The 12,635-nt window shown below is 68.8% G+C and carries 9 protein-coding genes; 7 read left to right on the top strand and 2 right to left on the bottom strand.

Annotated features, from left to right (window positions below; translation table 11 throughout):
* Positions 1 to 2,734: Tat pathway signal sequence domain protein (locus ACIGO6_RS41285; RefSeq protein WP_399885888.1), on the bottom strand; the 2,734-nt coding region annotated here is incomplete at its 3' end.
* Positions 2,735 to 3,461: 727 nt separating this feature from the next.
* Here ACIGO6_RS41285 and ACIGO6_RS41280 point away from each other — a divergent pair.
* The 7 genes from ACIGO6_RS41280 (at position 3,462) to ACIGO6_RS41250 (ending at position 12,101) form a co-directional block, all read left to right on the top strand.
* Positions 3,462 to 4,094, top strand: coding sequence for an SGNH/GDSL hydrolase family protein (locus ACIGO6_RS41280; protein ID WP_399885886.1), 633 nt, complete (start codon positions 3,462 to 3,464; stop codon positions 4,092 to 4,094).
* A 1-nt stretch (position 4,095) separates the two neighbouring features.
* Positions 4,096 to 5,142: a hydroxyacid dehydrogenase gene (locus ACIGO6_RS41275; protein ID WP_399885884.1), complete on the top strand. Its 1,047-nt coding sequence runs from the start codon at positions 4,096 to 4,098 to the stop codon at positions 5,140 to 5,142.
* A gap of 275 nt (positions 5,143 to 5,417) precedes the next feature.
* Positions 5,418 to 6,272, top strand: coding sequence for an ABC transporter permease (locus ACIGO6_RS41270; RefSeq protein ID WP_399885882.1), 855 nt, complete (start codon positions 5,418 to 5,420; stop codon positions 6,270 to 6,272).
* A gap of 32 nt (positions 6,273 to 6,304) precedes the next feature.
* On the top strand, positions 6,305 to 7,165 hold the full coding sequence (locus tag ACIGO6_RS41265; RefSeq protein ID WP_399885890.1) for a carbohydrate ABC transporter permease: 861 nt from the start codon (positions 6,305 to 6,307) through the stop codon (positions 7,163 to 7,165).
* An 88-nt stretch (positions 7,166 to 7,253) separates the two neighbouring features.
* Positions 7,254 to 8,903, top strand: coding sequence for an extracellular solute-binding protein (locus tag ACIGO6_RS41260; protein WP_399885880.1), 1,650 nt, complete (start codon positions 7,254 to 7,256; stop codon positions 8,901 to 8,903).
* A 49-nt stretch (positions 8,904 to 8,952) separates the two neighbouring features.
* A complete protein-coding gene (locus tag ACIGO6_RS41255; protein WP_399885878.1) occupies positions 8,953 to 10,101 on the top strand; it encodes a LacI family DNA-binding transcriptional regulator in 1,149 nt (382 codons plus the stop codon).
* Positions 10,098 to 12,101, top strand: coding sequence for a DUF2264 domain-containing protein (locus ACIGO6_RS41250; RefSeq protein ID WP_399885876.1), 2,004 nt, complete (start codon positions 10,098 to 10,100; stop codon positions 12,099 to 12,101). The genes ACIGO6_RS41255 and ACIGO6_RS41250 overlap by 4 nt, the downstream gene beginning before the upstream one ends.
* A gap of 42 nt (positions 12,102 to 12,143) precedes the next feature.
* On the opposite strand, the gene ACIGO6_RS41245 is transcribed toward ACIGO6_RS41250, so the two are convergent.
* A complete protein-coding gene (locus ACIGO6_RS41245; protein ID WP_399885874.1) occupies positions 12,144 to 12,584 on the bottom strand; it encodes an AIPR family protein in 441 nt (146 codons plus the stop codon).
* Positions 12,585 to 12,635 lie beyond the last annotated feature (51 nt).

The following is a 12,635-nucleotide window of genomic DNA, read 5'->3' as shown; positions in this document are numbered from 1 at the left end:
CGATCACCTCCCCCACCAGCGCCAGGCACTGGATGGCGGCGAGGCCGAACTGTGAACTGGCGTTGACGGACAGCGGCGCCTCGTCGACCGGGTTGAGCACTGCCGGCCCCTCGATCCGCTCTGCGGCGAAGCGGTGGTCGTCCGGGTAGCCGGCGTGCCCGGTGCGCAGTTCCTGCCAGGCGCGGGCGGCAAGCTTGTCGTCGCCCAGCTGACTGGCCGCGTAGGCGGTGGCCCGGGAGTAGCTCTGCCGGAGGTTGAGGGAGCCCCAGTACGAGCCGGTGGCTTCCGTCTGCTCTGCTCTGGTGCCGTTGTAGAGGCGGCAGAAGTTGACCCACTGGGTCCTGGCCTCGGGCAGGTCCACGAGGTCGAGCAGCTCGGTCATCAGCTCGAACAGACCGAAGACGGAGCTCAGGGCACCGACGGCGACACTGGGCTCGGCGGGACCGGTGAACTTGCCCGTGGTCGAGTCGTAGGTGACCTTGCCGCCTTGGGCCCAGCCGTTGGGGAGGGCGGCGATGGTGGTGGCGCCGTTGACCAGTTTGGTCTTCGCGATCGATCTGCCACCCCGTTCCCATTCGGTCAGCCAGGCGAGCCCGAGCGCGCCCCAGTCGGTGGTCGTTCCCACATCCAGCGCCTTCGGATCGTTGTTCCATCCGTCAGTGCTGACCTTGCGCCAGGGATCGAAGCGGAGGTAGCTGCTGTCGGAGTCGACCAGCTCGCTCAGCAGGTCACCGACGCGCTCGTCGGCGGTGAGGAAGTAGTAGAAGCGGCGGTAGCCGGCGTTGCTGATACGGACCTGTTTGGCGCTGTCCCCCCAGTGCTGGACGCCGTGCCGGGTGCCACAGCCTCTGTACTTGCCGAGGTGGTACACGTCGACCTCGCCGGTGTGCCGAGTCATCGCCTCGGCGAACCGGAAGGCCGCCGCGTCCCCGGTGCGCAGGTAGTGGTACCACAGCCACAGATCGGAGGAGAGCTCGGAGTTGTCCCAGGCGTAGCCGCCGACGTCGTAGGACCAGCTGTGCCGGGTCGAGTCGTAGCTGTGCATGATGTCGCCGTAGTCCCAGAAGCCGTACCAGGAACGCTGGTCCACCTGCTCACGGTGGTAGGTGTGCATCAGGGAGAGCTTGTCCTCCAGCGTCTTCTTCGCCGGGGTCGAACGGTCGACGGGCGACCAGCAACCGAAGACTCCCGCCGAGTGGTTGTGTTCCGGGCTGCTGGTGAGCAGCGGCGGGACGGCGTTGGCGTCGGCCAGCGCGCTGAAGCGTTCGGCGGTGGGCGTGGCGTCGAGCGCCCAGAAGGTCAGCTCGGTGGTGCGGGCGATGCCGTACGGGGAGCCCCAGCCCTGCTCGTAGTCCTCATAGGTGATCTCCAAGCCCTCGAGCTGCTTGGCATAGGTGTCCTGGCCCATGCCGTCGTGATAGAAGCGCATGTCCATGGCGCCGGCGCGGGGTGACCACATCCAGGCGGTGGCCTGTGCCTCGTCGCCGGCCGCGCCGCTGATCTCCAGCTCAGTGGGGTGGAGCTGCCAGAAGTTGCGGATACCGAAGGCGAGTCCGCCGCTGGGTGTACCGACGTAGGCGAGGCCGCGGGCCCGCTTGCCGCCGTCGACACGGATCCAGGAGTGGCCGGGCTTCGTCCGCTTGTGGATCTCGAAGCCGTGGGCGTTGAGCTGGCGGAGGCTGTAGTCGCCGAAGGTCGGAACGTACGGCAGGCGCGTGGTGACGCGCTGGTCCCAGGTGGCCGGGTCCGGGGTGGCTTTCCCCTCGTACTGGGCCTGGCGGACGGCCACTCCCGGATCACGGCGCAGTCCGCTGATCCCACGCACGGCTTCCCTGAGGACACCATCGCCCTCACCGGCGATACGGATGTGCCGGTCGTGCGGCTGCGCCCCACGCATCGGTACGGAGAAGCGCACACCGAGCCCGTTGAGGAAGTCTTTCTTCTCGTCGCCGTCGAAGACGAAGGTGTGCACCATGCGGACGGCGTCGGAGCCCGCGTACAGGTAGCAGCGGACGGTGAACGGCAGCCACCCGCGACGCCCCTTGCGATGCTTGCCCTCCAGCTTGACGACTGCGCGCACGGGACCCTTCTGCTCGACACGTACGGACTCCACCACCGAAGTGAAGGACTCCGACTTGACCGACGAGGGCTCCTCAGTGCTCGGTTTGTCCTGTCGCGAAGCGACCAGCCGGCCCGCACGCGCGATCACTCTGCCTCCGCGCCGGATCGACTTCAGCAAGTCCCGCCCCGACTGGCCGAAGACGACCTGGACCACTCCGGTGTCCACGGTGATCTCGCCTCCCCGGGTACGGACAGTCAGCGGCTTCGCGGGTGCCTGCCCGGCACCTGCGGCCAGCCGGTAGGAGCCCGCGCGCGGCGCGTCACCGCTCATGGCGTGGGCCGTCCACTTCACCGAACCGTCCGGCCACCAGCCCGTCACCCAGCTCTGCACCGGCACCGAGTCACCACCCTCGGTGACCAGGGAGAACTCCTGGCCCGCGGCGAAGGACCCACGCGGCCACGGCACTCCCCAGGTGGTCCCGCCGACGAGTTCGGACGGAGATCCCTTCTCCAGCCAGCGCAGATCCACGGGGTCGTGCCCCTTCGTATCGGTGGATGCGTGCGGCGCCGCGGCGGGAGCGGCATGAGCCGGTCCCGCCTGCGACGCCAGCACGGCGGCGACGCCACTCGCCGCCGCCGAGGCCAGGATGGTGCGTCGACTGATATGAACCACGGTGTTCAGCTCCTTGACTGCATGGAAGCGCTTACACGATGGGTGCAAGTCAGCGCTTCGTCACTGCGGAGAGGCGGGGAAGGCGAAGCAGAAGCCGGTCGGGCCACGCGGCTGTCGGCAGACAGCGGCAGCCGCATGTGCGATCACCGGCGCCGAGCGCGCAGTGTGCGGGGCTCGGGCCGGGCGGCACGGGAAGTGAATCAACGGGTGGGTCGACGTTGTGCCATGTCGATTCCGGTCGGCGCGCGGAAACGGATCGCACGGAGAGATGCCGCCCACCTCTCACGGGCCCCAGACGCGTCGGGGCTCTCGCCCGTCACCGACCGCCCACATGCTTACACCAGTCCGACCGGGGTGGCCAGTGGTCGTGCGGCTTCTTGCGCACCCCGGCAAGCACTTCCGGGCGCTTCGACGGGAGATCGGGCAGGTCGGACGAGCGTCGACGCCACCGGATCGGCGATGGCCGGCGCAGCGCACGCAAATGTCGCGGACACGAGCACAGTTGTGCGTTCTGCGCATACCGTGCACAATGCGGTTCGCCGCTTCCAGCGTAGCGGAAACGCTTTCACAGAACGCCGACTGGAAGCCAACAAGTGTCTTCCCTTCCCGACCCATTTGCCGTATGCGAGCGCCCGACGATTCACCAGCGAGACCGGGCGGGCGCTGCCCGATCATGACCGGCGCCATGGGCCCGTCGGCGCCCCCTCACATGTGACGAGGAGACTTCATGCCTGTACCACTCACAGCCGGCTCACGTCTGCTGTTTCAGGGCGACAGCATCACCGCAGCGGGTCGCGCCGTGGACGACGAACTCGGCCTGGGACACGGATACGTGAGCCTGATCGCCGAGTCCCTCGGCCGGACCGGCCGCGACCTGGAGTTCCTCAACCGCGGGGTCAGCGGTCACCGTGTGCGCGACCTGCGTGCCCGGTGGGGGTATGACGCCGTGGACCTCAAGCCCGACCTGCTGTCCGTCATGGTCGGCGTCAACGACACCTGGCGCCGGTTCGACTCCGGGGACCCGACCGCCACCGCCGACTACGAGCGCGACTACCGCGCGATCCTCCACGCCATGCGCGACGCCGGAGGCAGCACCCGCCTGGTGCTGATCGAGCCGTTCCTGGTCCCGGTCCGGGCGGAGCAGTGGGCTTGGCGTGAAGACCTCGACGCCCGCATCCATGTGGTCCGCCGACTCGCCTCCGACTTCGACACCGCGCTGCTCGCCGCTGACGGCGTGCTCAACCAGGCCGCCCGAGAGGCCGGCGATCCGTCCCTGATCAGCGAGGACGGTGTGCACCTGACGGCCTCGGGCCACGCACGACTGGCCGAGGCGTGGCTGGGACTGGTGCAGGTTGTCTGACATGACGCGTACCTCTCTCGACGCGCACCAACGCGCCCCGCACGCCTCGGTCAGGCTGCCGGCCGCGACCGTGTTCCCCCCGGCCCTGCGCGGCGAACTCTTCGGTCCCCAAGGCTGGTCCGAGCTGACCGAGGTCGTGGACGTCCTGGCCGAGTGCCCCGACGGACACAGCCTCCTCGCACATCCCCGGCGTACCGAGGTGGAGGTACTGGTCACCTCCTGGGGAGCCCCACGGCTGACCGCGGAGGTACTCGACGAACTCCCCCGGCTGCACACCGTCGTGCACGCGGCCGGCTCGGTACGCAAGCTGGTCAGCGACGCCGTCTGGCAGCGTGGGATCGTCGTGGTGTCGGCCGCCGACGCCAACAACGAGCCCGTTGCCGAGTACGTGTACGCCCAGACGGTGCTGGCACTGAAAGACGTCCACCGGCGCTCCCGCCGCATCACCGAGCAGCGCGCGCTGCCTCCCCTGGAAGCGGTTCCGGGTCTTGACGGAAGCTCGGTCGGACTGGTGTCGCTCGGCTCCGTCGCCCGCAAGGTCGCCCACCGACTGCACCGGATCAACGTCGAAGTACGCGGCTGGGACCCGTACCAGGGCGAGGCCATCTTCCGCACAGCCGGGGTACGCAAGGTGGCCGACCTGAGGGAGCTCTTCGCCCGCTCTCTCGTGCTCAGCGTGCACACGCCCCTCCTGCCGGGCCGGACGGAGAAGTTGATCACTGGCGATCTCCTGCGCCGCCTGCCCGTCGGAGCGACGTTCGTGAATACCGCCCGAGGAGCGGTGGTGGACGAGGAAGCCTTGATCACGGTGCTGGTCGAGCGGCCGGACCTCTTCGCCGTCCTCGACGTGACCGTGGACGAGCCCCCGGTGCCGGAGTCCCCGCTCTACTCCCTGCCCAACGTGATGCTCACCGGCCATGTGGCCGGGACGGTCGGCGCCGAACGGCGGGCGATGGGTCGGCTGGTCACCGCCGAACTGCGACGGATCGCCGCCGGGGTGGATCCCGAGCACGTCGTCACGGCCGAGCTGGCTCCTTTGCTCGCCTGACCTCCGTCCCCGTCGAGGTCAGTGCAATCGGCGGCGCTCCCCACTTCGCCACTTCGCCACTTCGCGAACGGAAGTCTGCGCGGAGTATTGACCTGCTAGTGAAAACGTTTTAACTTCCCATCACTTGTAAGCCAGCCGAGGAGGCTTCCGTGGCAGCCCTGCTGCGCGAGCGACCCGGGAAATCGACGGTGAGCCGCCCTCACCGTCGCCCGTCGGGCGCTTCAGCCAAGGAAAAACGTTTTAATCGTCGTCGTGGCCGAACCTTGTTCTGGCTGATGGTGCCCGGCATTCTCTACTTCCTGGTGTTCCACTACGGGGCGCTGGTAGGGAACCTGATCGCCTTCAAGGAGTACGTACCCTTCGACGGCATCTGGGGCAGTCCCTGGGTCGGTCTCGGCAACTTCCAGCGAATGTTCGCGGACAGCGCCTTCTGGGACGCGGTCCTCAACACCCTCTGGATCGCAGTCCTCCAGATCGTCTTCTACTTTCCGGTGCCGCTCGCGCTGGCCCTGCTCCTGCACAGCCTGACCTGGTCCACCGTGCGCCGCTTCGTGCAGTCGGTCGCGTACCTGCCGCACTTCATCTCGTGGGTGATCGTCGTCGCCCTCTTCCAGCAGGTGCTGGGCGACACGGGCATGCTCAACGGCTACCTCGGCGACGCGGGACTCAGCACGGTCGACATCATCGGCAACCCCGACGCCTTCCGGCCGCTGGTCGTCGCCCAGGTCATCTGGAAGGACGCCGGCTGGGGCACCATCATCTTCCTCGCCGCGCTCTCCCAAGTGGACGAGCAGCAGTACGAGGCGGCCGCGATCGACGGCGCGGGGCCCTGGCGGCGCTTCTGGCACGTCACCCTGCCCGCGATACGCCCGGTGATCGTGCTGCTGCTCATCATGAGGCTGGGCGAGATCCTCTCCGTGGGCTTCGAGCAGATGCTGCTGCAACGTGATGCCGTCGGACCCGAGGCCGCCGAGATCATCGACACCTTCGTCTACTACCAGGGCATCGTCGGGGGCGACTACGGGTACGCCGCTGCGGCGGGCTTGTTCAAGGGCCTCATCGGCGCCGTCCTCGTCTACACCGCGAACAAGATCGCACACCGTCTCGGTGAACAGGGGGTCTACAAGTGAGCGCACGTACGGCTCCGGCCCGCCCCGGCTGGATGGAGAAGCCGAAGCCCGTCACCCAGGCCGCCAAGGCCGTGGCCCTGGTGGCAGTCGTCCTGCTGGTGTGCGTGCCGTTCCTCGTCATCCTGTCGACCTCACTCGCCTCGCAGCAGGAGGTCGTCGACAACGGCGGCTGGGTGCTGTGGCCGACCGACCCGACCCTGGGCGCCTACCGGGACATCCTCAGCGGCGGCATCGTCACCCACGCCCTCGGTGTCAGCGCCGGCGTCACGCTCGTGGGCACGCTGCTGAGCCTCGCCTGCACCGTCACCCTCGCCTACGCCCTGGCTCGCCCCGGCGTCTTCGGCGGCAAGCCGGTACTTCTTCTCGTCCTGTTCACCTTCCTCTTCCCGCCCGGCATGATCCCGAGCTTCCTGCTGGTGAAGGAACTGAACCTGCTGGACAGCTACTTCTCCCTGATCCTCCCCGTCCTGATCAATGTCTTCAACCTGGTCGTCCTGCGTGGGTTTTTCCAGGGCATCCCCGAGGAGCTGTACGAGGCGGCCCGGCTGGACGGCGCCGGGGACTGGCGGGTTCTGTGGACGATCGTGCTGCCCCTGTCCAAGGCGGCGCTCGCGGTCGTCGGTCTGTTCTACGCAGTCGCTTACTGGAACTCCTGGTTCTACGCCTCGCTCTACCTGGAGAGCGATCACTGGCCGCTCCAGCAGGTCCTGCGCACCTATGTCGTCTCCGGCGTCGGCCTCACCGACACCACCACGGGCGAGGGCACCGTCAACGCCCCGCAGACCATCCAGATGGCGGTCCTGGTCATCGCCACCGTCCCGATCCTGCTCGTCTATCCGTTCCTGCAGAAGTACTTCACCAAGGGCGTGCTCACCGGCGCCATCAAGAGCTGACCGCGCCACCGCGGAGGCGACCGGCCGCCCCGGTTCCCCAGCGCTGTGCTCCACATTCTCCTCCCCCTTCGCAGAGAGGCCGTTCGCCATGCCCACCATGTCCCGCAGAACCCTGCTGCGCTCCGCCGCCGTGGCCGGTGCCGCCGTCACCGTACCGAGTGTGCTGACCGCCTGCTCCAGCGACTCGGGGGGCGGCGACGTCTCCAACGCCGGCAAGGAGCAGGCCCCTTGGCCCGCCTACCGGCCGGCCAAGGGCGCGCAGCCCGACCTGCAGCCCACCGACGCAGGGGTCCAGGCCGGGTACACCTCCTACCCTGCCGACCTGCCCACCGCGGTCTCCCGCACCCCTGGGGACGGCTCCACGGTCAAGGTCATGTCCGTCACCTTCGGCACCCCGCCCAAGGGTTCGGCGGAGAACCAGTACTGGCGAGCGGTCGAGAAGGCGCTCGGCGTGAAGATCGAGTACACCGTCATCCCGCAGGGTGACTACCAGAAGAAGATGGCCACGGTGATGGCCGGTGACCCCGACTCGCTGCCCGACATCATCAACGTCTTCTCCGGATTCGTCCTCCCCCGTGAGGCACAGTTCGTACAGCGCCGTGCCGAGGACCTCACCCCGTTCCTCTCAGGGGAGGCGGTCACCGACTATCCGAACCTCGCCAACATCCCGACACAGGCGTGGCAGGACATGGGCCGGGTCGCCGGCCGTCTCTACGGCATCCCCCTGGAGCGCCCCCTGCCCGGCTCGACACTGTGGCTGAACCAGGAGATGTTCCAGGACGCCGGCATGAAGGAGGGATGGACCGCCGAAGACTTCGCCGCCGTCGCCAAGGCCGCGACCGGAGGCAAGAAGTACGCCCTCGGCGCCTCCACCGGATCGCGTTTCGGCGACGGCGTCCACGCAGCCGCCCACAGGGCACCGACCGGCTGGGCCATGGACAAGAACGGCACCTTCCGGTCGGCCTACCTCGACGAGCGCTACAAGGCGTCCGTCGCCTTCCGCGCCCAGCTCCGCAAGAGCGGCTACTACCACCCCGACGCCACCTCCATGTCCACGCCCGATCTGCAAACGCTGTGGCTCAACGGGACCGTCGGGTCCATGCAGAACGGCTTCGGCGCCTACAGCGTCCTCTATCCCGACTCCGAGGGCCTCCTGACACCCGCGCCCTCGCAGCCGTACGCCGTCGACGGCACGCCGGGGGGCGTCGTCGGAGCTCGCCGCTCGTTCGGCTACACGATCCTGAAGAAGGCGAAGAAGGAGCGCATCCAGATGCTGCTGCGCCTCCTGGACTACCTCGCCGCCCCGTTCGGCACCAAGGAGTACGAGTTGGTGCACTACGGCGTGGAGGGTACTCACTTCACCCGGGGTAAGGACGGCTCCCCACAGACCACCAAGCTCGGCGAGGTCGAGAACATCACCAACCTGCCCTTCCGCTATCTGGCCGAGGCACCCCAGGTCCTCTTCGTACCTGGCCGGCCCGAGGCGGTGCGTGCCCTGCACGCCTGGCAGCAGAAGGTGGTGCCCGTCGCCATCCGCAACGCCGCCTACGGCCTGAAGTCCAATACCGAGATGTCACATGGCGCGACCCTCGACACGATGATGACCGACGCGATCACCGCGGTGATCGCCGGACGGGCGCCGATGTCCGACCTCGACGACGCGGTGAAGAAGTGGCGCTCGCGCGGCGGCGACAAGCTGGCAGAGGAGTTCGCCAAGGAGCACGCCGCGAATGCGTGAAGGTCCCGGCCGGCTCCCGGCTCCCGCCGTCGCGTGAAGGAGGCAGGTCATGGGACGTGTCACGATCCGGGAGGTGGCCGAACGCGCGGGAGTCTCCCCGGCCACTGTCTCCCGTGTGCTGACGGGGAACTACCCGGTCCCTGCGGCAACGCGCATCAGGGTCCTGCGGGCCGCACGGGCCCTCGACTACGTCGCCAACCCGCACGCCCGAGCGCTGGTCGGCGGCGGCCGCAAAATGGTCGCCGTCGTCCTGCGTCAGGTCACCTCCCCGTTCTACGCTCAGGTCGTCGAGGGCGTGGAGGCTGAGGCGGCGGCCAACGGATGGCTGTGTCTGGTCGGCTCGACCGGCGGAAACCCTCAGCGCGAGTTGGATTTCGTGCAGTTGATGCGTGAGGAAGGCGCCCGCGTGGTCGTCCTGGTCGGTGGTGTGGTCGAGGACGACGCCTACCGTCGGCGCATCGCACAGTACGCGCACGCGCTGGACGCAGCCGGATCGCGGCTGGTGCTGTGCGGCCGTCCCTCGCCCGATCCCCAACTTCCCGTCCTGGTCATCGGCTTCGACAACGAGGCCGGTGCCCGGGCCGTCACCAGCCACCTGCTGTCCGCCGGGCACCGTCACATCGTGTTCCTGGGCGGCCTGCACGGCAACACCGCACTGGACGCCCGCGTGGCCGGCTACCGCGGAGCACTCGCGGCTCACGGCCTGTCTCCCGAGGCGGCACACGTCGTGAACTGCGGACTGGGCCGGGAGGCCGGAAGGCGCGCGATGGCGGAACTCCTCGCCTCCGGCCACGAATTCACGGCTGTCGTCGCCGGGGACGACATGGTCGCGGCCGGGGCGCTCCGGGCCATCGGCGCTGCCGGTCTGCGCGTGCCCGACGACATGTCCGTCGTCGGCTACAACGACATCCCGTTGTCTCAGGACTTCGACCCGCCTCTGACTACCGTACGGACCCCCGCGGAAGAGCTGGGACGGGCCTCGGTACGGCTGGCGCTACGCGACCCGGACGAGACACCGGGGACCTTTCACGTACTTGGTACCCATATCGTCGTCCGTGACAGCGTCGGCCCACCCCCGCTGCTGCGGGCACCGCGCGCTGGTGGCCGGCCCGCCGACACTCCGCATTCTCATCCATCTGCCGCCACTGCGCTCGCGCCCATCGGGACGCGGGCAACCGGAGGGCCCACTCCCCTATGACCGCCCCACACTCTTCGGCCACCCCCGGCCTCATGCCCACCGCCGATTCACGCCTGTCGCCGTTCACCGGTTACACCCGCGCCCACTGGGAAGCCGCCGCCGACCGGTTGCTCGGTGCCCTGCGCCCCTACGCTTCCGACGGACTCGCCCAGTACCACCTGCCTGGGCGGACGGGACACGCCGGTGCCTGGTCGGACGGCGTGGAGGGCTATGCCCGTTCCTTCCTGCTGGCCGCCTGCCGCGTCGCCGGCGCCGGCGGCCGTGACGAGCCCGGCGGCACGGTCATCGGCGATCTGATCGACCGGTACGCGGCCGGTCTGGCCGCCGGCACCGACCCCGCCCATCCGGAGCACTGGCCGCAGATCACCGACCGGGCCCAGCCGATGGTCGAGGCCGCGTCCGTCGCGATCGCCCTGCACGAGACCCGGCCGTGGCTGTGGGACCGCCTGGACGACCGGGTGCGGCAGAACACCGCGGCCTGGCTCGGTGGGTTCATCGGCGCCACGGCGAACGACTCCAACTGGCGCCTGTTCCAGGTGATCGCCGAGGAATTCCTCGCCTCAGTCGGCGCCCCGCACCGCCGCGCCGAGATCGACGCGGGCCTGGCCCGGTTGGACGACTGGTACCGCGGCGGCGGCTGGTACACGGACGGCGACGGGCAGAAGTTCGACTACTACAACGCCTTTGCCCTGCACCTGTACCCGGTCCTGTGGTCACGGATGGCCGGCCCTCGCGCCGACCCCGCCCTGGTGGCGACACACCGGGAGCGCCTGCGTGCCTTCCTCGACTCCCATCAGTACTTCTTCGGCTCCGACGGCGCTCCCCTCCACCAGGGCCGCTCCCTCACCTACCGGTACGCCACCGCCGCACCGCTATGGGTGGGTGCCCTGGCCGATGCCACTCCGCTGCCGCCCGGCCGCACCCGCCGCCTGGCCTCCGGAGCCCTGAAGCACTTCACGGACCACGGTGTGCCCGGCGACGACGGTCTGCTCTCCCTCGGCTGGTACGGTCCGTTCCTGCCCGCCACCCAGACCTACTCGGGTCCCGCCTCCCCTTACTGGACCGCTAAGGCGTTCCTGGGCCTGCTCCTGCCACCGGATCACCCGGTGTGGACCGCCACCGAGGAGCCCTCTCCCGTAGACACCGCCGACCGCGTGGTCTCCCTGCCCGGCCCCGGCTGGCTGCTGCACTCCACCGCCGCCGACGGCATCGTCCGCCTGGTCAACCACGGCAGCGATCGTCAACCGCCACCTCCCGCAGTTCTTCCGGAGAGCCCGCACTACACACGGTTCGCCTACTCCACGGCCACCGCCCCGCAGACACCACCCGATGATCGCCCTTACATCGCCGACAATCACATCGCCGTCCTGGACGACACCGGAGCGACCAGGAGGTGCCGCATCCACCGGCTGTACGTGGGGCCTTCACTCGCCGCGTCCCGGCACATCCCGGGAATCCCAACTCACGACGAGACCACCATCGGCACGGTCAGTCTGGTACATGGTCCGTGGGAGGTACGCGTCCACCGGGTGCGGGCCGCCGACGGGTCCGGCGTGCGGGAAACCGGATGGGCTGTGGCCCACGGCATCCCGTGCGTGGGCCACTCCGGCCCGGGATGGGCGATCGCCCGCCGCTCCGACGGGTTGACCAGCGTCCTGGCAGGACTCCTGGGCTGGAAAGCGGACGGAGTCCTGAACAGCGGAGTCGTCGACCTCGAGGAGGACCTCAATGCCGTTGCCCATCACTCCGCCACACCGGCCCTCATCCATCCGCGACACCCCGGGGGCAGCCACCTCCTGGTCAGCCTCGTCGTCCTCACGAACGACCCGAAACTCCGCGACGACGAGGGCGCGCTGTTCCGCGACGCGCGCGCATGGGTGTCCGCTGACAATGCGGTGGAGGTGCGCTTTCCCGACGGGCACCGGGGGCGGGCTGAAGCAGAACTGGTCGCTGCTCTCGACAGCGGCCGTCCACCCTGTGATGCGGCTCGGAAACGGTGAGCCGGTCAGGCTGCCCAGGGGCCTCACCACTGGCATCGCACATCACAACGCCGAACTCGTCCTGCCGGCGGCCCCGGCAGTCCTGATTGTGCTTTGGACATGCGCTACCGCCGGACCGGCGCGTTCCCACTCGGCTGACGCCTCGGTGCGGTGTGTTTCGGCGGCACCGACCACGACCGCGTCCAGATGCACGACGGCACCCCGCTCGTCGGCCTCGGAGAGGGCCCGGGCATCGAGCCCGTTGACGATCTGAGGCTTTTCGAGCACGATTCCCGTGCCAGCGATCTGGGCAGCGTCCGCGACGACGGTGACACCGTTGTTGCACCACCAGAAGTCCTCGCCGGTCCCCAACTTCAGGGGCTCGCCGATGGCGTTGTTCACGGCCGTAGACCCCGCGTAGTCGCGCACGTTGGACTCGAACAGCTCCAAGCGCAATGCCTCGTTATCGGACGTGATGAAGCGGTAATACTCGTCCTGCCGCACCAGACAAATCTACCCTCGTCGAGCGACGTGCTCATCGGTGTTTCGGTGAAC

This window comes from Streptomyces sp. NPDC053750, assembly GCF_044544295.1.
Classification (GTDB): Bacteria; Actinomycetota; Actinomycetes; order Streptomycetales; family Streptomycetaceae; genus Streptomyces.
Note: the sequence above shows the minus strand (reverse complement) of the source record. Positions and strands in the feature narration are given on the sequence as shown.